We start from the raw sequence: 23,296 nt of genomic DNA, 5'->3' as shown, positions 1-23,296 counted from the left end.
CAGCCTACCGACCGGGCAGGGCAACCAGCCGGTCCCGAAGATCCTCGGCCTCGACCCGGCGCCGTTCGGTCTCGGGCACGGTCGCGACAACCTGCCGGGCGACCTGGTACAGCAGCGCGTTGTGCTGGTCGACGGGCAGGTCGTCGAGGACGTCGGCGGCGTACCGGAGTCCGTCGGCGACGTGTCCGGACTGGATCAGGCACGACGCGCGGTGCATCTGCAACTGCGCCCGCTCGCGTGCCAGGTCGACCGGGTACAGCTCCAGCGCCCGGTCCTGCGCGGCCATCGCCGCCGTCGTGTCGCCAACGTGCGTGTGCATGTATGACTCGGTGTAGCGCAGCCGGACTTCCGGCCAGCCGAACATCGAGTCCGCGTCGGCGACCACGGCGGCCGGGAGCCGGTCCGTGACGTCGCTGAGCGCCTGGAGTGCGGTAGCCGCTTCTTCAGCGCGGCCAGCGACGGCGAGCGCCTGAGCCCGGCCGGACAGCACTCCGGCGGTTCCCCGGCATGGCCGACCGCTCGCCAGCGTCACCGCCTCGTCGGCCAGGGCGAGGATCTGCGGGATGGGTCGGCGCTCGTAGGTGCCGTTCACGGTTTCCCAGTCCCGGGCCCAGAGCCGGGTATCGAGGTCGCCGGACTGGTCGGACTGCCGCCTGGCGGTGCGCCACCACCGACGGGCCATCGCCACCTGGCCGGTGGAGGCGAGCGCCATCGCCATGACGACCGCGAGCTGCCCGGCGGCCCGGAGTAGGTCGCGGTTGGCGGGTTCGGCCGACAGCATGTGCTGCAGCATGGTTAGGTCCAAGCCGAGCTGCTCGACCAGCAGGGCCGGTGGGGTTGTGTAGAACTCGCGGGCGTAGTCGGTGGCGATCTCGTGCCACTCGTCCGGGCCGGCGCCGATGCCGCTGTCGAGCCCGTGCCGGAGCGCCTCTACCGCGACCGCCGGGGACGACGCGCCGAGCGCCAGCCCCATCAGCACCGTTCGCCGCCGCACGTCGACCCCCGTTCCCGCCATGTTCTCCGTCCGGTGGGCTTCCACGAGCGCGCCGCCGGCACCGACCGTCTGATCGCAGATCTCCGCCCACTCCGGCGAGCAGCGGCGTTCTCCCCGCTCGATCTGCCCGACGTATCCGAAGTCGATTCCGGCGATTTCGGCAAACCGGCGCAGCGACATGCCGCGTTCCTGCCGGAGGCGACGAAGCATCTGCCCGAAGTGTTCCACAGACCCTCCCGGGGTGGTGTGGGCTGCTGTAGGGCCCACGCCGGACCACTGCTCACTGCTCGCGATCACGCTCGGTACCTGTGACCGTACCCACACGGAACAACGAGTGGTATCCCCAGGTCGGCGTGGTGACGGTCGGGCTGTCGGTTACCACCCCGCGTTCCGGCCGGTCCGGGCGGGGTTCCCCGCGCCATGCCCGGACCGGTCCCGCCATCCGCCCACATGAGCGGCGCTCGGAGATCAGTGATCCCGGGCGCCGTGGCGCACCCCCGGAGGTGACCGTGCTTCTGTGGCGTACCCGAGGTTGGATCTGGCGCCGAGCCGCCAGGGTCCACGACTACCGATGGGATCCGCAACTACGTCAGTGGATCCGCGTGCCGGGACCGACCCGATGACGTCCATGTTCGACGGCTGGTCGAGCACCCTCGAAGACCTGACCGCGCGTCGGTTCCTCCACATGCACCGCAACGGCGCCCACTGCTGGCAGTGCGACCCGGGTGGGCAGTGCCGCTTCCTGACCTGGGCCGTCGACTACTTCGCGACGGCTGGTGACCCGGTGCCCGCCCAGGCGACGGAGATCCTCGCCCGCGCCGCGCACCCGGACAAGGTGACACCGGCCGAGCTGCGTCAGGTGGCGCAGGAGATGCGCGGACGGCTCGCCGATGGCTGAGACGACGGTCTGCATGCCGTGCTGGCTGGCCGAGCAGTCGCCGACAACCACGCACGACTGCCGCAGCCGGATCACGACGGGCGCGCCCCGGGGCGGCTGTCTCGTGCTGCTCGCCGCCGTACGCCGCCGGGTCGACCGGACCGGCGCCGGGTCCGGCCTCGGGCGGCTGATATGAGCATGGTCCCGGAGTCCGCACCGGGCCTGGCCGTCGATTGGGCCTGGGCCACGATCACCGCGCACGCCGAGGGTCGGGACTGCAACGGCTGCCGGGGCTCGTGGTGCCCGACCGCCGAGTGGGCGCTCTGGGTCGTCATCACCGACCGGCTCGTTGGCCCGGACCCGGAGCGGCGTCGGCTCGTCACCGTGGTGGCCCGGCAGGTGATGATCGCGCACTGGCCGCGCACGGTCGACGGTTGCCGGCCGTGCGGGCTGGCGGAGTGCGGTCGGGGCCAACTCGCCGGGACCTGGCTCAACGTGGTCGGCGAGGTCGCGGTACCGAATTCGGTCAAGATCCTCTGGTCGACACCGCCGACGGTGCGGGAGCTGCGCCGAATCACCGGCCTGGACTGATCCGGTCCGGTCCGGTCCGGTCCGGTCCGGTCCGGTCCGGTCCGGTCCGTTCTGTTCGGTCCGTCCGGTTGGTCACGTCCCGCAGAACCTCCCGAACGGCGCGGCGCCTACGATCAGGGCTGGAACATCCAGCTGGTCGCGGAGGCGGGCAGGCGCCTGGTGGTCCTCACGGTCTTCAAAACCGATGCGACCGAGCAACTCGGTCGGGCGGGTTCGATTCCCGTACGCCTCCGCCAGCTTTACTCCCCGCACGGACCGCTCGCCCGGTTCGGGTCGCGCCCGAGCAGCGGACCGAGAAGGCGCAACTACCCGCAGTCAGATCGCTTTTACGGGCAGCGAGGATCATTGACCCTGGTGTTATCGCCCCGTGATGAACTCGATTACATTCCAGCACGTCAGGTCCCCTACAGTTGCGTAACCGATTCGGCCTGAATCCGGTGCGACAGCTCATGGGACGAGACAGGTGGGGGCATGACCGAGCGGAGCGAGGCGGGCGAAGTGGCCGGTGCGACGACCGACCGGCCGCTCATCAGGCTTGACGGGGTCAACAAGTGGTTCGGCCCGCTGCACGTGTTGCAGGACGTCAACCTCTCCGTGCACCGGGGCGAGGTCGTCGTGGTCATCGGCCCGTCCGGCTCCGGGAAGTCGACACTGTGCCGGGCGATCAACCGGCTGGAGCCGATCAACTCCGGAACGATCACGTTCGACGGCCAGCCGCTGCCGGCCGAGGGTCGGGCGCTGGCCCGGCTGCGCAGCGAGGTCGGGATGGTCTTCCAGTCGTTCAACCTCTTCGCCCACAAGAGCATCCTGGACAACGTGACCCTCGGCCCGATCAAGGTCCGCAAGGAGAAGCCGGTCGCCGCCCGAGAGCGCGCGATGCAGTTGCTGGAGCGGGTCGGCATCGCGAGCCAGGCGGAGAAGTATCCCGCCCAGCTCTCCGGCGGGCAGCAGCAGCGGGCCGCCATCGCCCGGGCCCTGGCCATGCAGCCGAAGGCGATGCTCTTCGACGAGCCGACAAGCGCGCTGGACCCTGAGATGGTCGGCGAGGTGCTGGAGGTGATGACCTCGCTGGCCAACGACGGCATGACGATGGTCGTGGTCACCCACGAGATGGGTTTCGCCCGGCACGCCGCCAGGCGGGTGATCTTCATGGCCGACGGCCAGCTCGTCGAGGACGCGCCGCCGGACGAGTTCTTCGGCAATCCGCGCAGCGAGCGGGCCAAGGACTTCCTGTCGAAGATCCTGACCCACTAGGTCGAACACCGGCCCCGAGCCTTTAGGTCCAGTGTGGAGCGTCGCTGCGGGCGCCGCTCCGTGAAGAGGAGGAGAAAGATAATGCGTATCGCACGCATGGCGGCGCTTACCGCGATGGCGGCGCTCGCCCTGTCGGCGGCGGCCTGTGGCGAAGAGGGCACGCCGACGCCGAGCGGCGCCGGCAACGGTTCCGACGCCCCGAGCACCGACACCTGCCAGACGTCCGGCACGACCTTCACCCCGGCCTCCAACGTGACGATCACGGGCAGCCCGACCTACGACAAGATCAAGTCGGCCGGCAAGGTCACCGTCGGCGTCAAGTTCGACCAGCCCTTCCTCGGTTACAAGGACGCCCAGGGCACCCGGTGCGGCTTCGACATCGAGATCGCCCAGTACGTCGCGAGCAAGCTCGGCGTCGACCCGGCGAAGATCGAGTACAAGGAGATCCCGTCGGCGAACCGGGAGACCGCGATCAAGGGCGGCGAGGTCGACTACTACGTCGGCACCTACTCGATCACCGACAAGCGGAAGAACGACATCTCCTTCGCCGGCCCGTACTACGTCGCCGGGCAGGCGCTGCTGGTCCGCAAGGACGAGTCGGCGATCACCGGCAAGGACACCCTCAAGGGCAAGAAGGTCTGCTCCGCGACCGGATCGACCCCGATCCAGAAGGTCCGGGACGAGGGCCTGACCGAGCCGGAGAACATCGTCGAGTTCAAGACGTACTCGGAGTGCGTGTCGCAGCTGCTCGACGGCAAGGTGGACGCGCTCACCACCGACGACGCCATCCTCAAGGGCTACGCGGCCCAGGCCGCAGGCGAGCTGAAGGTCGTCGGCGAGCCGTTCAGCACCGAGAAGTATGGCATCGGCCTGCCCAAGGACGACAAGGCGCTGCGGGACTACGTCAACGACCAGATCGAGGCGGCGTTCACCGACGGCACCTGGCAGAAGATCTACGACGGCACGCTGGGCAAGTCCGGCTCCGCGGCGACCCCGCCGACCCTGGAGCGGTACTGACAGTCGGGCAACCGCAACTGATCTGCTGACGACGCCGGGCGGGGAGTCCGCTTCCCGCCCGGCCCGGCGAGAACTGAGAGTGAGGCATGGGCGAGTTCTTCCGCGTGCTGACGGACAACCACAAACTGTTCGTCGACGGGTTCACCACCACCGTCCAACTCTTCCTGATCTCCGCCGTCTTCACCCTCCTGCTCGGCACCCTGCTCGGTGCGATGCGGGTCTCCCCGATCCCCGCGTTGCGCGCGTTCGGGGCGACGTACGTGAACGTGCTGCGCAACACCCCGCTGACGCTGGTCTTCGCCTTCCTCGTCTTCGCGGTGCCGAAGCTCGATGTCAACATCGACTACTTCCCGGCCGCCTGCATCGCCCTCACGCTCTACACCTCCGCGTTCGTCTGCGAGGTGGTCCGCTCCGGCGTGAACACCGTGTCCGCCGGGCAGGCCGAGGCGGCCCGCGCCCTCGGCATGACCTTCGACCAGGTACTCGGGCTGATCGTCCTGCCACAGGCGTTCCGCTCGATGGTCCCGCCGATGATGAGCGTGCTGATCGCGATGCTCAAGAACACCACGATCGCCGCCGGATTCTCCGTGCTGGAGGCCGGCGCCATCCCGGCGTACATGGCCGAGCGGGGTGAACCGCAGTTCGCCGTGCTGCTCTGGATCACGATCGGCTTCCTCATCCTCATCCTTCCGCTGGTCTTCCTGCAGCGGTTCCTCGAGCGCAAGTGGACGGTGGCACGGTGAGCCAGGCGACGGTTCTCTACGACCTTCCCGGGCCGAAGGCACGCCGCCGCAACGGCCTGATCGGGATCCTCACGATCGTCGGCATCGCCGGCCTGATCGCCTTCGTCGGCTACCGGCTCTGGGAGACCGGCCAGTTCGAGGCGCGCAAATGGGAACAGTTCAAGTTCGAGGCCGTCCAGATCGAGCTGCTCAACGGGCTCTGGGCCACCCTCAAGGCGGCCGGCATCGCCGCCGTACTGGCACTGCTCTTCGGCGCCGTGTTCGCCAGCGCCCGGCTCAGCGACAAGTGGATCCTGCGCGCCCCGGCCAGCTTCGTCGTCGAACTCTTCCGAGCCATTCCGCTGCTCATCCTGATCTTCTTCGGCTACTACGTGCCGTTGCAGTACGGCTGGCCGATCGACAAGCTCTGGGCCCTGGTCATCGGGCTGACCCTCTACAACGGCTCGGTGCTGGCCGAGATCTTCCGGGCCGGCCTGAACGCCGTGCCCCGGGGCCAGTCCGAGGGCGCGTACGCGATCGGCCTGCGCAAGAACCAGGTGCTGCGGCTGATCCTGCTGCCCCAGGCGGTCCGCTCGATGCTGCCGGCGATCGTCAGCCAGCTCGTCGTGCTGCTCAAGGACACCGCGCTCGGTTTCATCATCACCTATCCGGAGCTGCTCTACGTCGGCAGGACGATCGGCGGCCGGCTGTCGTTCGGGCTGCCGTACGTGCCGACGTACCTGATCGTCGCCGCCATCTACATCTCCATCTGCGGCCTGCTCTCGCTGCTGGCCTGGTGGTTGCAGAAGCGGATGACGCGTACTCCGAAGACGGCCGCCCCGCTGGTGCAGGCCGGTGACGACGTCGGCAAGCCCGCGAGCGGCACCACCACCGGCACCGTCTGAGACGGAACCAGCCCGCACGCGGGGGCGCTCCGTCGGGGCGATCCAGCCTCCCGCAGGCGGCGCCCGTGGCGGCGATCCAGCAGCCTCCAGGCAGCAGCCTCCAGGTGCGGGTCGCGGCGGACCAGCCCCGCAGGCAGCGCGTGTCGCGGCGGTCGGTCCGGTCAGCGGGCGATCTCGGTGACCCGGGACTCGCGTACCACTGTCACCCGGATCTGACCCGGATAGGTCAGCTCCTCCTCGATCTGCTTGGCCACGTCCCGGGCCAGCACCGCCGCACCGATCTCGTCGACGTCGTCCGGCTTGACCATCACCCGGATCTCCCGGCCGGCCTGCATCGCGAAGACCTTCTCCACCCCGGACTTGCCGGCGGCGATCTCCTCGATCCGTTCCAGCCGCTTGACGTACGCCTCCAGGCTCTCCCGGCGGGCGCCCGGCCGGCCGCCGGAGCAGGCGTCGGACGCCTGGGTCAGCACCGCCTCGATGGTCTGCGGCTGCACCTCGTTGTGGTGCGCCTCGATCGCGTGCACCACCTCCTCGGTCTCGCCGTACTTGCGGGCCAGGTCGGCGCCGATCAGCGCGTGGCTCCCCTCGACCTCGTGGGTGAGCGCCTTGCCGATGTCGTGCAGGAAGGCGGAACGCTTGATCAACGGTATGTCCAGGCGCAGCTCGGCGGCCATGATCCCGGCGATGTGCGCGGTCTCGATCAGGTGCTTGAGCACGTTCTGCCCGTACGACGTCCGGTAGCGCAGCCGGCCGAGCAGACTGACCATCTCCGGGTGGATCTCGGTGATCCCCACCTCGACCAGGGCGTCCTCGGCGGCCCGCTGGCAGAGCCGCTCCACCTCGTGCCTCGCGGTCTCGAAGACCTCCTCGATCCGGTGCGGGTGGATCCGGCCGTCGAGGACCAGCTTCTCCAGGGTCAGCCGGCCGATCTCCCGGCGTACCGGGTCGAAGCAGGAGAGCAGTACCGCCTCGGGGGTGTCGTCGATGATCAGGTTGACCCCGGTGACCGACTCGAAGGCCCGGATGTTGCGCCCCTCGCGGCCGATGATCCGGCCCTTCATCTCGTCGCCGGGCAGGTGCAGCACGCTCACCACGCTCTCGGCGGTCTGCTCGCTTGCCACCCGCTGGATGGCGTCGACCACGATGTGCCGGGCCCGCTGCTCGGCGGTGTTCCGGGCGTCCGACTCGATGTCCCGGACCAGGATCGCCGCCTCCCGCTTCGCCTGGCCCTCGATCGCCTCCACCAGCTCGACCCGGGCGGACTCGGCGGTCAGCCCGGCGATCCGCTCCAGCTCCCGCCTGCGCTGTTCCTCCGCCTCGGCCAGCGCCTTCTCCCGGGCGGCCAGCGCCGCCTTGCGGGCGGCCAGCTCGGCGGCCATCGCGGTCAGCCCGCGCTCCCGCTCGGCGAGCCGCTCGACCTCCTCGGTGTGCAGCCGCTCCCGCTCGTCCATCCGCTGTGCCCGGCGCTCCACCTCGGCCGCCTGTTCCCGGGTGGTGGAGGCGAGCAGCGAGATCTCCCGTTCGCCGCTGCGCCGGGCCGCCGCGCGTACCTGCTCGGCGTCCGCCTCGGCCTGCCGGTGCGCCCGGTCCAGCACGGTGTCGGCCTCGGCACGGGCGGCGTCGAGTACCCGCTGCGCCTCGGCACGGGCCGCGCTGGCCTCTGCCTTCGCGGCGGCGGCGTCGGCTCGGGCGGCAGCCGCGGCCGACTTGGCCGTGTCGACGCTCGACGACGCCTCGTCGGCGGCGGTACGCAGCGCCGCCAGCGACTGCTCCTGCCGGTCCTTCTCGGCGACGAAGGCAGGGTCGTCGGCTGCCGGCGCGGCGGTCACGGTCCCGATCCGGCGCAGCGCACGGGCGCCCAGGCTGATCGCGACGACCACCAGCGCGGCCAATCCGACGATGGCGGCCAGCAGCGCCCATTCGAGGCCACTCATGCCGGCACTCCGCTGCGCCGCGTGCCGCCATGAGGCACATCCGCACTGAACCGGCTGATTCGCTCGCGTAGCTCGGTCATGCCGGCACCCCGGCGTGACTGCACCCGCTACCGATCTTGGCCCGCTCGGTCATGGCCGCCTCCCCTGTGCCGTCCGCGCCGGAGGTCACGTCCATGGGTGAGACGTGCCCCTACGGCTGTCACGACGCCCGACCGAGGCGGCTGGCCGAGGGTACGGCCACCGGGCAGTGCCCCCCGGGGACACCGCCGACGACCGGGTGCTGCTGGTGCTGCGGTCACCGGACCGGCCCGTCCGGTGACCGAATATCTGGCCGGGTGAACCCGGCCGAAGTGATGCCGTACTGTTACGCGATCTATGTTGTGCGCTTAGCCTGCGATGGTCGGGAAAACTCGTCTAAGGCGAGGCTAGGTCGCGATGGGGCATTCGGTCAAGAAACTCATGATCCAGGCCTTCGCCTGACGGAGGGCGACGGCACGCTCACCACTCGCTGTTAGCGGGGCGGGCATAAGGGGGCGAGTCCGAAATCCGACTCCACCGTCGGGGCCGGCGCCGCTCGACTTTCGGTCGTCCCGAGGCCCGACGTTCGGCCGTGCCGAGAGCCCGGCCCTTCGCCTCTGGCTGGCGACCCGAGCTCTGCCGCGGTGCCGGCGCGGTCAACCGGCGCCCAGCGCCACCGCCGCCGCGACCAGTTCCGCGTTGCCGGCCGCCGGTGAGCCGTCCGGCAGGGTACGGATGTCCTCCAGTCCCATCCGGGTGGCGAGCCCGCGCCGGACCGCCTCGGCCAGCACCGCCCAGGTCGCCGGGCCCTCGCCGTGCAGCAACACCGGTGGGGCATCGACGGGGAGCGTGCCGAGGATCGCGGCGGCGTCGGCCAGCGCGTCGGCCGGCTCCGGGCGCATGCACTCGACCAGGACCCGCAGGCAGGGCACCCGCCACCGCCGATAGTCCGCCGCCGCCTCGACCGTCCAGACGCCGGCCTCGACGCCGACACCCCGCTCGTGCAGGGCGCCGGCCACCAGCTCGGCACCGGGCTCGTGCGCGTTCACCGAGGCGAAGTCCGGCAGCACCGTCCAGCCGCGTACCGCCGCCACCCGGGCGGCCGGTTCCGGCTCGATCCAGGCGCCGGTGCTGACCCCGACGGGCAGGCCGGGGCAGGCTCGGCGGATCGCGTCGACCGCCGCCGCGATGTCGGGGCCGGCCAGCGACTCCCGCCCGTCCCGATCCCGGGGGTGGACGTGCACCGCGAGGGCACCGACGAGCCGGCAGCGGGCCGCGTCGGTGGCCAGCTCGGCGGGGGTGATCGGCACGGCGGGGTGCTCGGCACGGCGTACCCCGCCGTTGAGGCATGCCTTCAGCAACACGGGAGGTCCCTAGAGCGCGTCTCGATCGGGTTCCGCGCCGGCTTCGGCCAGCGCGTCCGCATCGATCTGGTCGGCGAACTCGGCCGCCTCGGCGTCCCGGTCGGCCAGCGCGTCCTTCACCGCCCGGATCGCCACCCCGGGCGGGTAGCCCTTCCGGGCCAGCATCCCGACCAGCCGCCGGAAGACCGCCTCCGGCGAGCCGGTGGCGGTACGCAGTTTCCGGTCGACAAGTTGCCGGGCGGTCTGCGCCTCGGTCGACTCGTCCAGCTCGCCGAGTGCCTCGGTGGCGATGTCGGCGTCCACGCCCCGCTGGCGCAACTCGTTGGCGAGTGCCCGGCGGGCCAGCCCCCGACCCTGGTGACGACTGCTCACCCAGGCTCGGGCGAAGGCGGCGTCGTCGATGATGCCGACCTCGTCGTAACGGTCGAGGACCTCGTCCGCCACCTCCGCCGAGATGCCCCGCCGGGCCAGTGCGGCGGCCAGCTCGGCCCGGGTACGCGGGCGTACGGCGAGCTGGCGCAGGCAGATCTCCCGGGCCGCCTCCGCCTCGTCACGCGGCTTCGTCGGCGGCGACTCGGCTGCCCCGTCACCGGCCCCGGATGCTTCGCCGGGCCCGGCGCCCCTGCCGGGCCACCGCCCTGAGCCGGCCCCCTGGCCGGATGCTGCGGCCGGGTCACCGGACCTGCCTCGGCGCGAGCGGCCACTGCCGCCCGTACGGGCCGACGGGGCGGCATCCCACCCCCGGCCCGTACGGGCACCACGTCGTCCTGCCACGTCGATGTGGAGTCAGTCGACGTCAGAAGTCCACCGGCGGCAACTCCGGCCCGCCGGCCGCGTCCGCGCCGGAGGCCACCCCGACACCGAGCTTCTCCAGGATCTTCTTCTCGATCTCGGCGGCCACGTCCGGGTTCTCCCGGAGGAACTCGCGGGCCTTCTCCTTGCCCTGGCCGAGCTGGTCACCGTCGTAGGTGTACCAGGCACCGGACTTGCGGATGATCGACTGCTCGACGCCGACGTCGATCAGCGAGCCCTCCCGGGAGATGCCCTTGCCGTACATGATGTCGAACTCGGCCTGCTTGAACGGGGCCGCGACCTTGTTCTTCACCACCTTGACCCTGGTCCGGTTGCCGACCACGTCGGTGCCGTCCTTGAGGCTCTCGATGCGTCGCACGTCGAGCCGGACCGAGGCGTAGAACTTCAGCGCCCGCCCACCGGTGGTGGTCTCGGGGCTGTTGTGCACCATCACACCGTCAACGAAGTAGTTGTGGTTGCCCTCGACCTCGATGTCGAACCGGTTCATCGATCGGGTCTTCGGCTTGACCCGCACGTCGATGATCCGCGCCGGCACCGGCGTCAACTCCGCCGGCACGAACTCCGGCTGGACGACAGACCCGCCACGGAAGCGCGGAAGCAACTTGGACTCCATTGCCATCGGCACGTACGGCGCAACGATCTCCTGGAACCTGGCAGAGGCCGCAGTGGTGAACTGGATGAACGCGATACGCCGAGCACCCCGGCTCACCAGCTTCACATCCAGCTCGTATGCGTCCCGCAGGTGTTCGACAAGCCTTTCCCGGGTTCCCTCGGCCATCGCCTCGACGCAGATCTCGATCCGCCCCGAGCCACCCTCGGTACGCTGCTGGAGCCCCTTGGACCGCAGCGTGAAGCAGCCGTCGTCCATGTACCACACCGCGAGCGCGAGCGGCGTCAGAACCTTGAGGTAGTCCCAGCTCAGGTGCTTCTTCCCGTCGCCGAGGTAGACCGCCCGACGCAACTCGTCCAGCTCGGGCAGCGGTGTGAAGTCCGCGAAGACCGCTCCCCGGGCGTCGGTCCGACGCGAGTTCGGGATGTTGCCGAGCAGCGACACCTTCCAGTCGAGGTAGCCGGCCTGCTCGGCGCCGTGGCCGAGCCGGAACCGCACCCCGGACCGGTCATGCCGGTTGGGCGAGAGGTTGCCGTCACCCATCAGCGAGCCGAGCACCACCTGCCACTGCTGCTCGCTGAGCCGACGCTGCTCGGCAAGCATCACCCGGTCTCCGGCGATCAGCTCGCCGGCCTCGCGCCAGCCGCCCGGGGTCCGGACGAGGTGGTTGGCGGTGGCGGCGAACTGCGCCCGCCCGTTGCCACCGGACTTGGCGACCGTGAACTGGAGAAACTCCTCGGCCGGTCCGTTGTTGAACCAGTTGACGATCCGCTTGGGCTCCACCCGGTCGGTCTCCGGGTCGTAGGAGAGCACCTCCACGTCCATGCGCTGGTTTACGATCTTGCCGATCTTCTCCTGCGTGCCGTCCGCGAGGGTGACCCTCGTCGAGTAAGACATGCAGCCGAACATGACACCGATCTTTTCCCGGAGCTGGTTGATGAAGATCGCGGTGGTGCCGGTGTGGCTGAGCACACCGGTGATCTTCCGTAGCGCCTGGCTCATCAGCCGGGCCTGGAGGCCGACGTGGCTGTCGCCCATCTCACCCTCGATCTCGGCGCGCGGCACAAGCGCGGCGACCGAGTCAATCACGATGATGTCCAGCGCGCCGGACCGGATCAGCATGTCGGCGATCTCCAGCGCCTGCTCACCGGTGTCGGGCTGGGAGACGAGCATCGCGTCGGTGTCCACGCCCAGCGCCTTCGCGTACTCCGGGTCGAGGGCGTGCTCGGCGTCGATGAACGCGGCGATCCCGCCGGCCTTCTGCGCGTTCGCCACCGCGTGCAGCGCGACGGTGGTCTTACCGCTGCTCTCCGGACCGTAGATCTCGACGACCCGGCCGCGCGGCAGGCCGCCCACCCCGAGCGCCACGTCGAGCGCGATGGAGCTGGTCGGGATCACGGCGGTCTGGATGACCGGCCGCTCCCCCAGCCGCATCACCGAGCCCTTGCCGAACTGCTTGTCGATCTGAGCGAGAGCAAGGTCGAGTGCCTTCTCCCGGTCAGGTCCTGCCGCCATGGTTGCCACCCCTGCCTTCGCCGGCTGCTTCGCTGAGCTTTTCGTCACGCGCACACGCTAGGCGCTCGGTCCGACAGAAAACAGCCGGCTGGCCGCGACCTGTGGACGGGCACCCCGCTGTGGACAATAGCCGAACAGGTGTACGACTCGACACACGACACGCCAAACTACCGTAAGTGCCCAATCGATCACGTGGAGACGTACGTCGATCGACGGATCAGCGTAGCCGAGCCGGCACCCGGTCGGGGTACGCCGCGCAGACCGCCCGCCACACCACCACGGTCTCCTCGCCGGCGTCCAGCGCCTCCCGGACGGTCCGGCCGCCCAACTGCGGCAACACCTGGTCGGCGGCGATGCTGCCGGCGTACGCCGGACCGAACGCCTGCTCCAGCCGCGCCCAGAAGTCTGTCAGCCGCACCGGGAACTCCCCCTCCACCCCGGGCCCGCCGGCCCGGTCGCCTCACCCGTCGGCGCCTACCCGCGGCAGCGCCGTCCGCAACGCTAGCGCCAGCAGCGGCACCACGGCGACCGCCGCCAGCAGGTTGAGCACGGGATAGCCGGCCACCTGGATGACAAACCCGCTCAGCGCACCGGCGAGCGCCCCGGCCAGCCCCATCGTCAGGTCGGAGAGCCCCTGCACCGCCGGGCGCACCTCGACCGGCACCGACTCCGACAGCAGGGTCGAGCCGGCCACCATCGTGCCGGACCAGCCCAGCCCGAGCAGGGTGAGCCCGATCGAGATCCGGACCGTGTCGTGTCCGGCCGTCCCGGCGACCGCGCAGGCGGCGAGGAGCAGGCCGAGTCCGCCGAGGATCACCGCCCGCCGGCCGAGCCGGTCGGTGAGCCAGCCGACCACCGGGGCGAGCGCGAACATCCCGGCGATGTGCAGGCTGAGTACCAGGCCGACCACCCGGAGCAGGTGGGCGTCGGAGTGCCACTCGCCGAGGCGTACCGGGGTCATCACCATCACCCCGACCATCACCAGGTGCCCCGTCGCGACGGCGGAGATGCCGAGCCGGGCGGCCGGCAGGTCCCGGACCACCCGCAGCGCGCCGCGCAGCCCCTCGTCCCGCCGGACCGGCGCTCCGGAGCCCGCAGCACCGTCGGCAGCGGCGCCGGCCTCGGCGGGGATGGGGGCCTCGGCGGGTGTGGGGGCCGCGAGCCGGCGCGCGGTCAGCAGCGGGTCGGGCCGGAGGAACACCAGGAGTACGCCGGCAGCCAGCACGAAGGCCAGCACGCTGAAGACGAACGGGCCGGCCAGCACGGGTACCCCGGTCCAGGCCAGCGACCGGTCGGCCGGCGCTGCCAGGTTCGGGGCGGTGACCGCGCCGATGGTGGTGGCCCAGACGGCGATCGACAGGTGCCGCCCCCGGCGGGTCGGCTCGGCCAGGTCGACGGCGGCGTACCGGGCCTGGAGCCCGGCGGTCGTCCCGCCGCCGAAGAGCACCGCACCGACGAAGAGCAGCGGTACCCACGCAAGCATCGCCGCGACGACGATCAGGACCCCGCCCAGCGCACCGGCCAGGTACGCCACCGCCAGCCCCGACCGCCGCCCCCCGGTACGCATGATCCGGCTCACCGGCACGGCGAGCAGCGCGCCGCCGACCACCGAGGCGCTCTGCACCAGGCCGGAGACCGCGGTGCCGCCGAGCCGGGCACCGAGCAGCACGCCGACGGTCATCCCGATGGTCATTCCGGTGCCGCCGATTATCTGGGTGAGGCAGAGCAGCAGCAGCGTGCGGCGCTGGACCCGGCGTACGTCGAGGGGTGCCGTCCCGGCGGGTCGGCCGTCGACTCCGGTGTGCAGTTCCGTCGTCATGCAGCCCGCTCCCGTCCCCCGTCCGGACCCGCCACCGCCAGGCGCCGGGCGGCGCCCGTCAGCCGCGGCAAGGAGCGGTGGGCGGGGCCATCCTTACCCGCGGATCGAAGCACGCCCACCGGGAACTCTTCAACCCCGATTCGCCGAGGGCGCAACCCGGTCCGGCCGCCGTCACAGCCCCAGACCGCGGCCGATGATCTCCTTCATGATCTCGGTCGTACCGCCGTAGATGGTCTGCACCCGCCCGTCCAGCCAGGCCCGGGCGACCGGGTACTCCAGCATGTAGCCGTAGCCGCCGTGCAGTTGCACGCAGCGGTCGGCGACCCGGTTCTGCAACTCGGTGGTCCACCACTTCACCTTCGCCGCGTCCACCGCGGTCAGCCGGCCGGCGTTGTGTTCGGCGACACAGTGGTTCAGGAAGGTCCGGGCGACGGTGACCTCGGTGGCCAGCTCGGCGAGCAGGAACCTGTTGTGCTGGAACGCCCCGATCGGCTGCCCGAACGCCTCCCGGGACCGGGCGTGTTCCAGGGTGACCGCGAGCAGCCGCTCGGCGGCGACGACCGCCGCGACCGCGATGCCGAGCCGTTCCCGGGGCAGGTTCGCCATCAGGTGCTGGAAGCCCCTGTTCTGCACACCGAGCAGGTTGGCCGCCGGCACCCGGCACCCGTCGAAGAAGAGTTCGGCGGTGTCGTTGGCCTTCAGGCCGACCTTGGCCAGCCGGCGGCCCCGGGTGAACCCGGGGGTGCCGCGCTCGACCACCAGCAGGCTCACCCCGTGCGCGCCGCGCTCCGGTGCGGTCTTCGCCACCACCACGACCAGGTCGGCCAGTTCGCCGTTGGTGATGAAGGTCTTCTGGCCGGTCAGCACGTAGTCGTCGCCGTCCCGGGTCGCGGTGGTGCGGATCCCGGCCAGGTCGGAGCCGGCGCCGGGCTCGCTCATCGCGATCGCGGTGACGGTGTCGCCCGTGCAGAAGCCGGGCAGCCAGCGCGCCCGCTGCGCCTCGGTGGCCAACTCGTTCAGGTACGGCGCCACCACGTCGTTGTGCAGCCCGAACCCGAGCCCGGAGCAGCCACTGGCGACGATCTCCTCGACGAGTACGGCGTTGAACCGGAAGTCGCGCTGGCCACCGCCGCCGTACTCCTCGGGGATGTCCATCCCGAGCAGTCCGGCGGCACCGGCCCGGCGCCACACCTCGCGGTCCACGATGCCGTCGGACTCCCACCGGTCGTGGTGCGGCACCGCCTCGCGGGCCAGGAACGCCCGGCACAGCTCGCGGAAGTCGTCGTGCACGGACTCGTAGAGGTGCTGTTCCATGCCGGTCAGTCTGCCCGGTGACCGTCGGCGGCCCTGACCCTTGCCCCACCTTGACGCCTCGGCCGGCCCGTCGCGCCGTCAATCGGGGTCGGGCTGGCGCTGCGCCGCCGCCGGGTCACGCAGGCTGCCCGCGTCGGCGCGGTCGCGGAGGGCGGGAGCACCACCGCCGCCGGGCCGGCGCCGGTAGTAGCGGGACACCCCGGCGGCGAAACCCGGGACCGGGGCCGGGTTCGCCAGTTCCCAGTCGAGCGTGGCGAGGATCAGATCCGGGTCGTCGGCGCGTCTGGCGACGAGCCGGGCGGCGTGCTCCACGTCGGCATCCGTCGCATAGCCCAACGCCGCCAGTCGGCGATAGAGCTCGACGCCCCAGACGAGTCGTTGCCGGGACACACCCGGCCGGACATGCGCGAAGTAGGAGATCGACATCCGGTCGACATCGCCGCTGCCGCCGTCGGCGTCCACCCAGTGGATCGGGGTGTGCAGCCGGGGGTGCTCGATCTCCAGGAACTCGCAGACGTTGCCGTAGATCCAGTCTCCCCGCGGCACCGGCACCGGGACCTGCCGGCGATGGTCCCAGAAACGCAACTGCGAGTCGGTGCTGTGCACCTGCCAGGTCCAGTGGCCCATGTCCCGGTGGGGTCCGACCCTCACCACCCGGGACCGCCGACCACCGTCTGCCAGCAGTCTCCCGCCGACCGGAATCCGACCTCCGTCGACGTCGACCAGGGCGACCTCGTCGGTTCCCGCCGGCAACGCCGGATACCACTGGAATCGGAGCAGCCGCTCACCCATCGCCATCGGACCGGCGATGGCACCGAACGACAGCCCGAGATGTTCCTCGATCCGCTCCATCGTCTCCAGCGTGAGCAGGTCGAGCACCCGGTGCAGTCGGCGGGCGTCGGCCAGCCACGGTTCGGTGCCGGGAATCGTCAGGTGGTCGCCGTAGAACGTCGGCACGAGGAACGCGAGCGGATGCGACTCGGGAAGCGCCTGATTTATCACCAGGTGGCTGCGCACCTCGCGGAGTGCCACGGCACTCTCGTCGCCGTCCCTGGTGAAACCGTACTGGCCGGTGGAGGTCAGCTCCGCCTCGTCCGGTCGGCCCGCCGTCATCAACCGGGTGAAGTTCCTGGCACAGCTTTCGCGCAGCTCGAGCAGCTCGCGCATCAGGGGATCGTCGCCGAGGCTGTCTAGCCGGAGCCAGCCGAGTTCCGCCAGCGAGCCGACCTGCTCGGCCATCTGCTATCCCTTCACGAGCCAGGATGCCGTGGGTGCGATGTCGAAGGTTGCCTGCGCGCCGGTAACGATACCACCTCGGTCGATCTCCTCCCGGGTGGCGAAATAGATCCCCTCCACTGGCGAATACCTGTGGCGTTCCCTGAGCCGGCGCAACGCCGCCAGTTGCCGCTCGGTCGGCTGCAACTCGTAGATCTCCCCGACGATGAGCTGTTTGAGGCCGGAGTACCGGTCGTACCGCAGCGGCAGGTGGCGGGTGCCCAGGTAGGCGCAGTCCGTGAACGGGAAGTCAGACTGGTCGAGAATCTTTGTCGCGATCAACTCCTCATAGAACTCCCGTGTCGGAAAGAGCTCCCGGTCGCGGCGGGACTCGAACCAGCGCAGCAGCCGGTGCAGGTCCCTGCCGGGAAGGCGGAGGCGCAGGTCGCTCGAGCTGAGCTGGTCACGGGTGAAGCGGCTGTCGGGGCGGGCGTTGAACCGCCGGCTCAGTTCGCTGTCGGATAGCCGGTATTTGAACACCCCGCCAACCGGTTGGTACTGGGTGGTGATCCGGTGCCCTCGCACCAGCAGTTGTGTCTCGTCGACCGGAATGGCGATCAGGTAGGAGATGGAGACCCGCAACTCCCGGCGACGATAGATCGTGCCGGCGAGCAGGGTCGGCCAGAAGTATCGCGGCTCGAAGATCGCGATTCGCGCGACAATGTTGGCCAGGGCTATTCCGGCAATGCCGATCGACACTTCCAGAGCATACGCATCGTCCCGCCGCAGATAGCCGAAAAGCAGCGACGCCGCCAGCACCAGAGTGTTGAAGACGGCCATTACTCCGGCCATCCCTCGACGAAGGCGGTGAGCCGGTCCGCACACCGCCGACGAACGTCGTCGAGACTGGTCGTGGTCTCCAACGTGAACACCGCCGAGGTCGACGCGGCCAGCTCGCCGAGCAGTTTCGGTGAAATGTGATCGCTCATTTCTCGTAGGTTCTTCTCCGACACCCGGTCGCGGCCACGGCGGCGGTTGCGCGCGACCCGCACCTCGACCGGGGCGTGCAGGTATATCAGCAGGGTGCGCCGGGCCAGCGAGGAGTTGCGGGACAGCGCTGCCAGCCACTGCGGGACCAGCGGCACCTCGACAAGGGTCGGCGATGCGTGCGACAGGTCCAGTTGCCGGGTCAGGTCGGCCAGCGCGCGCTCCACCGCCACCTCCCAGGAGCTCAGGATCAACGCGGCGTCGTCGCCGAGCACCGCGCAGCCCACGAGCAGGCCACGCCGGTACATGTCCCGCAGCACGTCGTCGATGCCCAGCTCGAGGACTGCCGAGCGCTGTTGCAGGATCGGCCGCAGGACCTCCCGGACGGAGGTCTTCCCGACGGCCGGCGGACCGGTGACGACGACCAGCGGTTGCCCGGTCACGGCAGCTCGAAGACGAGCCGGGGCCACCGTTGCCGCCACCCCTTGGCGACCACTCGACGCTCGACCAGGGCAACCGTCTCCGGGTCGGTCGCGGTGGGGCGGACGACCAGGGAGAACAGGTCGGAGAGCCCGAACGGTGCCAGTATCTCGACGCCGTCGCGCCATGCCACCCCGAGGGCGGTACAGGTCTCCGGCCACCTGGTGATCGAATCGCCGGTGTCGGCGTACGGCGGATGGCCGTTGCGGCGATGCATCCGGGCCTGGTTCTTCACCGAGAAGTTCTCGGCAGGAAAACGCTCCCGCAGCGCCGCCTCGAACCGGCGGTCCACCGCAGGCTCGGTCAGTCCGGGGTTGAAGTAGACCACGTCGATGTCGTTCAGCTGCACCAGGCCGAGCCGCCCGTGCAACCGGTCCCACACCAGGTTCCGGACGAAGCCAGCGGCCAGCCAGCAGTCCGGCAGATCCAGTTCGCTGACGGCCGTCAGCAGCTTCCGATGACGTTCGTCTCCCAGCACCAGCTCCGCGAGCCGCATTTCGTGCGCGGGTACCTGTGAGGTCAAAGGCGATCCTTCGGACGACCCGGCCGTGGAAGTCTCCGATCAGGATAGTCGGCTCCGGACAGCCCGGATACGGCCGAGAGCGGCACGGCGCTGCCCGGTCCGGCCGGTCCCGCGCACCGTGGCCGCCGGGCGCTGGTGGGCTGATCAGCCGAGGGCGCCGGCCACCACCTTCAGGTCGGCGACCAGACCGGCGTACGCGGCGTCCCGGTCGTCGGCGCGCAGCACCGCGGACGGGTGGATGGTGGCGACCAGCCGGGTCGGTGCGACCGACTCCTGTTGCCCGGACGGCCCGACCGGCACCTTGGCGAAGTCCTGCGGTCGCTGCGCCGACTCGGGCCAGGGCAGGAGTACGCCCCGGGACTGGGTGACCCGGAACGACGGGCCGAGCAGCGCCTTGGCCGCGGTCGCGCCGAGCACCACCACGACCTCGGGGTGCAGCCGGGCGAACTCGGCGACCAGCCAGGGCCGGCAGGCGACGATGTGCACCCGGTCCGGCGTCTTGTGCAGCCGTCGCTTGCCGCGCATCTCGAACCGGAAGTGCTTCACCGCGTTGGTGATGTAGAGCTGGGTCGGGTCGATGCCCGCCTCGTCGACGGCCCGCCGCAGCAGATGCCCGGCCGGCCCGACGAACGGCAGTCCCTTCTGGTCCTCCATGTCGCCGGGCTGCTCGCCGACGAAGACCACCCGGGCGTGCTCGTCGCCCCGGCCGAAGACCGTCTGGGTGGCGTCCCGGTACAGCTCACAGCCCTGGCAGCCGCCGGCCGCGTCGCGCAGCTCGGCCAGGCTGCCGGCGTCGGCCGGGATGAACTCCTGCGCTCCGGGAGCGGTATCCGTCTCAGACATAGCGCATGTTCTACCCGCTACCCGCCGCCGCACGCACCAAGCCCGCCCGGCGTGGCGGGCAGTCAAGATTCTTGTTGATCCGTGGCGAGCTGCCGACCATGCTTCAACAAGAATCTTGACCAACCGAGGCGCGGTCAGGCGCTCAGCGGGGTGGGGGCGGTGGGTGCGGTGGCCCGGGCTATCGCGTCGGCCAGTGGCTCGATGTCCGGCTCGGCGAGCGGGCTCACCGTGATCCGGATGCCCGGGGCGCTGGCCAGCCGGAACAGCGAGCCGGGCGCCACCACGTAGCCGGCGTCGCGCAGCGCCGCGACCGTCCGGGTCTCGTCGGGGACCGGCAACCAGACGTTGATCCCGGTACGCCCGTGCCCGGTCAGCCCCCGCTCGGCGAGTGCGGCACGCAGCGCGGTCACCCGTCCGGTGTAGCTGGCCCGGGCCAGCGCGATCCGTTCGGCGACCGCCGGGTCCCGCCACAGCGCGAGGGTGAGCCGTTGCAGCAGCGTGGAGACCCAGCCGGAGCAGACCCGCAGCCGCCCCGCCACCCGGGCCACCGTCACCTCGTCGCCGGCCAGCACGGCCAGCCGCAGGTCCGGCCCGTACGGCTTGCTCGCCGACCGGACGAAGGCCCAGCTTCCGGTGGCGCCGGCCAGGGGGTGCAGCGGCTCGACGGAGAGCTCGGCGGCGTGGTCGTCCTCGACGAGGAGTACGTCCGGGTGGCCGGCCAGTTCCGCCCGCAGCGCCGCCGCCCGCGCCGCGGTGACCACCGCCCCGGTCGGGTTCTGTGCCCGGCTGGTCACCAGCACCGCCCGGGCCCCGGCGGCGAGTGCGGCGCGCAGACCGGCCGGGGTGGGACCGGCGTCGTCGACAGGCATCGGCACCGCCCGCAGTCCGAGCGTGGCGACCAGGTCGAAGGTGTTGGCCCAGCCCGGGTCCTCGATCGCGACCGCGTCGCCGGGGCTCAGGTTGCCCAGCAGCAGCAACTCGATGGCGTCCGACGCGCCGCCGGTCACCGTCAGCGCGTCGGCCGGCACCCCGTCGGCGGACAGCCGCTCCCGGGCCGCCTCGACGAGGTCCGGGAGCAGGCCGCCGCCCCGGTAGTTGACCGGGGCACCCGCGGTCTCGGCCAGCGCCGCCAGGTGCGGCCCGATCGGCGGCAGTAGCGCCGGGTCGGGCTCGCCGACCGACAGGTCGAGGGCGCCCGGCGGCGCGGGCAGCCGCAGCGCGGCCCGGCGGCCGGTGACCGGTGGCGTCGGGCGGACCCGGGTGCCGTTGCGCCCGGCGGTCTCCACCACGCCGCGCTGACGGAGTCCCTGGTACGCCTTGGCGACCGTCCCCGGGCTGACCCCGAGCCGCTCGGCGAGCGCCCGGACGGCGGGCAGCCCGGCACCGGCCGGCAGCTCCCCGGTGCGGACTCCCGCCTCCACGCTCGCCGATATCTCGGCTGCCGTCGTCCCACCGATCTGATAATGTGCTGTCACAGTTGACAGATTGTACTATAACAAAAGGCGGACGCAAGATGACCGAGCAGCCACAGCCGGGTGACGGGTCCGGGTCCTATCCGCAGACCGGGCGGACCATCGCCAGCCGGGGCAGGTCCAAGATGGACTACCGGCGGGACGCCGCGCACGACCTGCTCGACGAGGCATACCACTGCCATCTCGGGTTCACAGTGGATGGTGAGCCCCGGATCCTGCCCACCCTGCACGTACGGGTCGGCGAGACGCTCTACCTGCACGGCTCGACCGGCAGCCGGCCGCTGCTCGCCGCCCGGGGCGACGCCGGACTGCCGGTCTGCGTCGCGGTCACCCAACTCGACGGGTTGGTCTACGGACGGTCCCAGTTCCACCACAGCGCCAACTACCGGTCGCTTGTCGCACACGGCACCGCCCACCTGGTGACCGACGAGGCGGAGAAGCGGAACGTGCTCACCGCCCTGGTCGAGAAGGTCGGCCGGGGGCGCGCTGCCGACAGCCGGCCGCCGAGCCGCCGGGAACTCGCCGAGACAGCCGTACTGGCGCTGCCGCTGTCCGAGGTGTCGCTGCGTACCCGCACCGGGGGCGTACGCGACGAGCCCGACGACTACGACCTGCCGCACTGGGCCGGGGTGCTGCCGCTGCGTACCGTCGCCGGGCGGCCGGAGCCGGACGCCGGGGTGACCGCCCCACTGCCGGCGTACCTGTGCCCGGACCGCTCCCCCTGGCACACCCCGGCACCGATGCAGGGCAGCCACGTCCGGCTCGCCCCGCTGGCCGAGTCGCACGTCGACGCCCTCTACGCCGCCAGCCGCGACCCGGAGGTCTGGCCGCACCTGTCCGCCGCCCAGCCGGCCGACCCGGCCGGGATGGCCGGGATCGTCCGGACCGCCCTGGACGCGCACTGGCGGGGCGAGCGGGTGCCGTGGGTGCAGCTCGACGCGACGACCGGCGAGGTGGTCGGGACCACCTCCTACTACGAGATCGACCCCGAGCACCGCCGGGTCGCGATCGGGCACACCTGGCTGGGCCGGCGCTGGTGGCGTACCGGGGTGAACACCGAGGCGAAGCTGCTGCTGCTGGCCCGGGCCTTCGACGAGCTGGGCGCCGAGCGGGTGGTCTGGCACACCGACATCCGCAACGAGCGCTCACAGCGCGCCATCGAGCGGCTCGGCGCCACCCGGGAGGCGGTGCTGCGGCGGCACCGGATCCGGCCGGACGGCTCGTGGCGGGACACCGTGCAGTACGTGATGCTCGCCGACGAGTGGCCGAAAGCACAGGTCAGGCTGCGGGAAAGGCTTCGCGCGGCGGTCCCGGCGGGGCGATGATGACCGGCGTGCTGGGGATCACCGACATCTGGACCTACGTGCTGGGCACGGTCGCCATCATCCTGCTGCCCGGACCCAACTCGCTCTACGTGCTGACCACCGCCGCGAAGACCGGGGTACGCGCCGGCTACCGGGCCGCCGCCGGGGTCTTCCTCGGCGACACCGTGCTGATGGTCCTCTCCGCCGCCGGGGTGGCGTCGCTGCTGAAGGCGTACCCGCCGATCTTCCTGGTGATCAAGTATGCCGGTGCGGCGTACCTGGGCTATGTCGGGCTGACGATGCTGCGCGGCGCGTGGCGGCGCTGGCGTAGCCGGAACGACCCGGCGGTCGCGCCGCTCGTCGACACCCGGCCGGCGGCGGCCGTCCGGCCGTTCCGGCGGGCGGCGGTGATCAGCCTGCTGAACCCGAAGGCGATCCTCTTCTTCATCTCGTTCTTCATCCAGTTCGTCGACCCGGCCTATCCCTACCCGGCGCTGTCCTTCCTGCTGCTCGGCGCGATCGCCCAGGTGACCAGCGTGATCTACCTGACCATGCTGATCTTCGCCGGCACCTTCCTGGCCGCGCAGTTCCGCAGCCGCCGGCGGCTGGCCGCCGGGGTGACCACCGGGATCGGTGCGCTCTTCCTCGGCTTCGGTCTCAAGCTCGCCACCGCCAGCGCGGGCTGAGCCCGGCGGGCGCCACTGCGGGGCACGGCGCCCCGG

23 protein-coding genes, 1 tRNA gene and 2 pseudogenes are annotated in these 23,296 nt (G+C 71.2%); 10 read left to right on the top strand and 16 right to left on the bottom strand.

The genetic code is table 11. The annotated features are described in order from the left end of the window. Positions 1 to 4: 4 nt before the first annotated feature. The gene (locus ACN28A_RS24095) at positions 5 to 1,204 is read right to left on the bottom strand and encodes a helix-turn-helix domain-containing protein (protein WP_421398305.1); all 1,200 of its coding nucleotides are present in this window, start codon (positions 1,202 to 1,204) and stop codon (positions 5 to 7) included. A 409-nt stretch (positions 1,205 to 1,613) separates the two neighbouring features. On the opposite strand from ACN28A_RS24095, the gene ACN28A_RS24090 reads away from it, so the two are divergent. From ACN28A_RS24090 to ACN28A_RS24055, 8 genes are all read left to right on the top strand, one after another. Beyond that, positions 1,614 to 1,892: a hypothetical protein gene (locus ACN28A_RS24090; RefSeq protein ID WP_421398302.1), complete on the top strand. Its 279-nt coding sequence runs from the start codon at positions 1,614 to 1,616 to the stop codon at positions 1,890 to 1,892. Next, entirely contained in the window at positions 1,885 to 2,067 is a 183-nt protein-coding gene (locus ACN28A_RS24085; protein ID WP_421398300.1) for a hypothetical protein, read from the top strand. The genes ACN28A_RS24090 and ACN28A_RS24085 overlap by 8 nt, the downstream gene beginning before the upstream one ends. Continuing rightward, a complete protein-coding gene (locus tag ACN28A_RS24080; RefSeq protein ID WP_421398298.1) occupies positions 2,064 to 2,462 on the top strand; it encodes a hypothetical protein in 399 nt (132 codons plus the stop codon). The genes ACN28A_RS24085 and ACN28A_RS24080 overlap by 4 nt, the downstream gene beginning before the upstream one ends. A 140-nt stretch (positions 2,463 to 2,602) precedes the next feature. Then, a tRNA-Sec gene (locus tag ACN28A_RS24075) sits at positions 2,603 to 2,698 on the top strand. Between the two features lie 235 nt (positions 2,699 to 2,933). After that, positions 2,934 to 3,716, top strand: a complete 783-nt coding sequence (locus ACN28A_RS24070) for an amino acid ABC transporter ATP-binding protein (RefSeq protein WP_421398296.1) — start codon at positions 2,934 to 2,936, stop codon at positions 3,714 to 3,716. 81 nt (positions 3,717 to 3,797) lie between these two features. Continuing rightward, on the top strand, positions 3,798 to 4,733 hold the full coding sequence (locus ACN28A_RS24065) for a glutamate ABC transporter substrate-binding protein (protein ID WP_421398294.1): 936 nt from the start codon (positions 3,798 to 3,800) through the stop codon (positions 4,731 to 4,733). Between the two features lie 86 nt (positions 4,734 to 4,819). Next, on the top strand, positions 4,820 to 5,476 hold the full coding sequence (locus ACN28A_RS24060) for an amino acid ABC transporter permease (RefSeq protein WP_421398291.1): 657 nt from the start codon (positions 4,820 to 4,822) through the stop codon (positions 5,474 to 5,476). Then, positions 5,473 to 6,360, top strand: coding sequence for an amino acid ABC transporter permease (locus ACN28A_RS24055; RefSeq protein ID WP_421398289.1), 888 nt, complete (start codon positions 5,473 to 5,475; stop codon positions 6,358 to 6,360). The genes ACN28A_RS24060 and ACN28A_RS24055 overlap by 4 nt, the downstream gene beginning before the upstream one ends. Before the next feature lie 161 nt (positions 6,361 to 6,521). Here ACN28A_RS24055 and rny read toward each other — a convergent pair whose 3' ends face one another. The 15 genes and pseudogenes from rny to ACN28A_RS23980 all read right to left on the bottom strand — a co-directional run bounded on the left by rny (position 6,522) and on the right by ACN28A_RS23980 (position 21,273). Then, positions 6,522 to 8,297, bottom strand: a complete 1,776-nt coding sequence (gene rny, locus ACN28A_RS24050) for a ribonuclease Y (RefSeq protein ID WP_421398286.1) — start codon at positions 8,295 to 8,297, stop codon at positions 6,522 to 6,524. 674 nt (positions 8,298 to 8,971) lie between these two features. Continuing rightward, positions 8,972 to 9,679, bottom strand: coding sequence for a 3-keto-5-aminohexanoate cleavage protein (locus tag ACN28A_RS24045; protein WP_421398283.1), 708 nt, complete (start codon positions 9,677 to 9,679; stop codon positions 8,972 to 8,974). Positions 9,680 to 9,688: 9 nt separating this feature from the next. Next, a complete protein-coding gene (locus ACN28A_RS24040; RefSeq protein WP_421398280.1) occupies positions 9,689 to 10,453 on the bottom strand; it encodes a regulatory protein RecX in 765 nt (254 codons plus the stop codon). Positions 10,454 to 10,475: 22 nt separating this feature from the next. Continuing rightward, positions 10,476 to 10,979: a hypothetical protein gene (locus ACN28A_RS24035; RefSeq protein ID WP_421404618.1), complete on the bottom strand. Its 504-nt coding sequence runs from the start codon at positions 10,977 to 10,979 to the stop codon at positions 10,476 to 10,478. Between the two features lie 171 nt (positions 10,980 to 11,150). After that, positions 11,151 to 11,723, bottom strand: a pseudogene (locus ACN28A_RS24030) (LAGLIDADG endonuclease); the annotation flags it as partial. A gap of 42 nt (positions 11,724 to 11,765) precedes the next feature. Continuing rightward, positions 11,766 to 12,617, bottom strand: a pseudogene (gene recA / locus ACN28A_RS24025) (recombinase RecA); the annotation flags it as partial. 217 nt (positions 12,618 to 12,834) lie between these two features. Further along, the gene (locus ACN28A_RS24020) at positions 12,835 to 13,035 is read right to left on the bottom strand and encodes a DUF3046 domain-containing protein (protein ID WP_421398278.1); all 201 of its coding nucleotides are present in this window, start codon (positions 13,033 to 13,035) and stop codon (positions 12,835 to 12,837) included. A gap of 42 nt (positions 13,036 to 13,077) precedes the next feature. After that, positions 13,078 to 14,436, bottom strand: a complete 1,359-nt coding sequence (locus tag ACN28A_RS24015; RefSeq protein WP_421398276.1) for an MFS transporter — start codon at positions 14,434 to 14,436, stop codon at positions 13,078 to 13,080. 171 nt (positions 14,437 to 14,607) lie between these two features. Next, entirely contained in the window at positions 14,608 to 15,750 is a 1,143-nt protein-coding gene (locus ACN28A_RS24010) for an acyl-CoA dehydrogenase family protein (protein ID WP_421398273.1), read from the bottom strand. A 78-nt stretch (positions 15,751 to 15,828) separates the two neighbouring features. Beyond that, positions 15,829 to 16,989: a hypothetical protein gene (locus ACN28A_RS24005; protein WP_421398271.1), complete on the bottom strand. Its 1,161-nt coding sequence runs from the start codon at positions 16,987 to 16,989 to the stop codon at positions 15,829 to 15,831. Positions 16,990 to 16,992: 3 nt separating this feature from the next. Continuing rightward, positions 16,993 to 17,805, bottom strand: a complete 813-nt coding sequence (locus tag ACN28A_RS24000; protein WP_421398268.1) for a hypothetical protein — start codon at positions 17,803 to 17,805, stop codon at positions 16,993 to 16,995. Then, the gene (locus ACN28A_RS23995) at positions 17,805 to 18,395 is read right to left on the bottom strand and encodes an AAA family ATPase (protein WP_421398266.1); all 591 of its coding nucleotides are present in this window, start codon (positions 18,393 to 18,395) and stop codon (positions 17,805 to 17,807) included. Before ACN28A_RS23995 ends, ACN28A_RS24000 begins: the two co-directional genes overlap by 1 nt. Further along, on the bottom strand, positions 18,392 to 18,955 hold the full coding sequence (locus ACN28A_RS23990) for a nucleotidyltransferase family protein (RefSeq protein ID WP_421398264.1): 564 nt from the start codon (positions 18,953 to 18,955) through the stop codon (positions 18,392 to 18,394). Before ACN28A_RS23990 ends, ACN28A_RS23995 begins: the two co-directional genes overlap by 4 nt. A 144-nt stretch (positions 18,956 to 19,099) precedes the next feature. Then, a complete protein-coding gene (locus ACN28A_RS23985) occupies positions 19,100 to 19,798 on the bottom strand; it encodes a UdgX family uracil-DNA binding protein (RefSeq protein ID WP_421398263.1) in 699 nt (232 codons plus the stop codon). A gap of 134 nt (positions 19,799 to 19,932) precedes the next feature. Then, positions 19,933 to 21,273, bottom strand: a complete 1,341-nt coding sequence (locus ACN28A_RS23980; RefSeq protein WP_421398261.1) for an aminotransferase class I/II-fold pyridoxal phosphate-dependent enzyme — start codon at positions 21,271 to 21,273, stop codon at positions 19,933 to 19,935. 38 nt (positions 21,274 to 21,311) lie between these two features. Here ACN28A_RS23980 and ACN28A_RS23975 point away from each other — a divergent pair, with 38 nt between their 5' ends. Continuing rightward, the gene (locus tag ACN28A_RS23975; protein WP_421398258.1) at positions 21,312 to 22,595 is read left to right on the top strand and encodes a bifunctional pyridoxamine 5'-phosphate oxidase family protein/GNAT family N-acetyltransferase; all 1,284 of its coding nucleotides are present in this window, start codon (positions 21,312 to 21,314) and stop codon (positions 22,593 to 22,595) included. Beyond that, on the top strand, positions 22,592 to 23,260 hold the full coding sequence (gene leuE / locus ACN28A_RS23970) for a leucine efflux protein LeuE (RefSeq protein WP_421398256.1): 669 nt from the start codon (positions 22,592 to 22,594) through the stop codon (positions 23,258 to 23,260). The genes ACN28A_RS23975 and leuE overlap by 4 nt, the downstream gene beginning before the upstream one ends. Positions 23,261 to 23,296: the final 36 nt, after the last annotated feature.

It is taken from the genome of Plantactinospora sp. WMMB782 (genome assembly GCF_049179135.1).
Lineage (GTDB): Bacteria > Actinomycetota > Actinomycetes > Mycobacteriales > Micromonosporaceae > Plantactinospora.
This window is presented reverse-complemented; position numbering and strand designations above follow the sequence as displayed.

Bases quoted from the DNA above. Each gene is read 5' to 3' on its own strand.
- ACN28A_RS24095 (WP_421398305.1), bottom strand. From the start codon at position 1,204: ATGCTTCGTCGCCTCCGGCAGGAACGCGGCATGTCGCTGCGCCGGTTT.
- ACN28A_RS24090 (WP_421398302.1), top strand. From the start codon at position 1,614: ATGACGTCCATGTTCGACGGCTGGTCGAGCACCCTCGAAGACCTGACC.
- ACN28A_RS24085 (WP_421398300.1), top strand. From the start codon at position 1,885: ATGGCTGAGACGACGGTCTGCATGCCGTGCTGGCTGGCCGAGCAGTCG.
- ACN28A_RS24080 (WP_421398298.1), top strand. From the start codon at position 2,064: ATGAGCATGGTCCCGGAGTCCGCACCGGGCCTGGCCGTCGATTGGGCC.
- ACN28A_RS24070 (WP_421398296.1), top strand. From the start codon at position 2,934: ATGACCGAGCGGAGCGAGGCGGGCGAAGTGGCCGGTGCGACGACCGAC.
- ACN28A_RS24065 (WP_421398294.1), top strand. From the start codon at position 3,798: ATGCGTATCGCACGCATGGCGGCGCTTACCGCGATGGCGGCGCTCGCC.
- ACN28A_RS24060 (WP_421398291.1), top strand. From the start codon at position 4,820: ATGGGCGAGTTCTTCCGCGTGCTGACGGACAACCACAAACTGTTCGTC.
- rny (WP_421398286.1), bottom strand. From the start codon at position 8,297: ATGAGTGGCCTCGAATGGGCGCTGCTGGCCGCCATCGTCGGATTGGCC.
- ACN28A_RS24035 (WP_421404618.1), bottom strand. From the start codon at position 10,979: ATGAACCGGTTCGACATCGAGGTCGAGGGCAACCACAACTACTTCGTT.
- ACN28A_RS24015 (WP_421398276.1), bottom strand. From the start codon at position 14,436: ATGACGACGGAACTGCACACCGGAGTCGACGGCCGACCCGCCGGGACG.
- ACN28A_RS24010 (WP_421398273.1), bottom strand. From the start codon at position 15,750: ATGGAACAGCACCTCTACGAGTCCGTGCACGACGACTTCCGCGAGCTG.
- ACN28A_RS24005 (WP_421398271.1), bottom strand. From the start codon at position 16,989: ATGGCCGAGCAGGTCGGCTCGCTGGCGGAACTCGGCTGGCTCCGGCTA.
- ACN28A_RS24000 (WP_421398268.1), bottom strand. From the start codon at position 17,805: ATGGCCGTCTTCAACACTCTGGTGCTGGCGGCGTCGCTGCTTTTCGGC.
- ACN28A_RS23985 (WP_421398263.1), bottom strand. From the start codon at position 19,798: ATGTCTGAGACGGATACCGCTCCCGGAGCGCAGGAGTTCATCCCGGCC.
- ACN28A_RS23975 (WP_421398258.1), top strand. From the start codon at position 21,312: ATGACCGAGCAGCCACAGCCGGGTGACGGGTCCGGGTCCTATCCGCAG.
- leuE (WP_421398256.1), top strand. From the start codon at position 22,592: ATGATGACCGGCGTGCTGGGGATCACCGACATCTGGACCTACGTGCTG.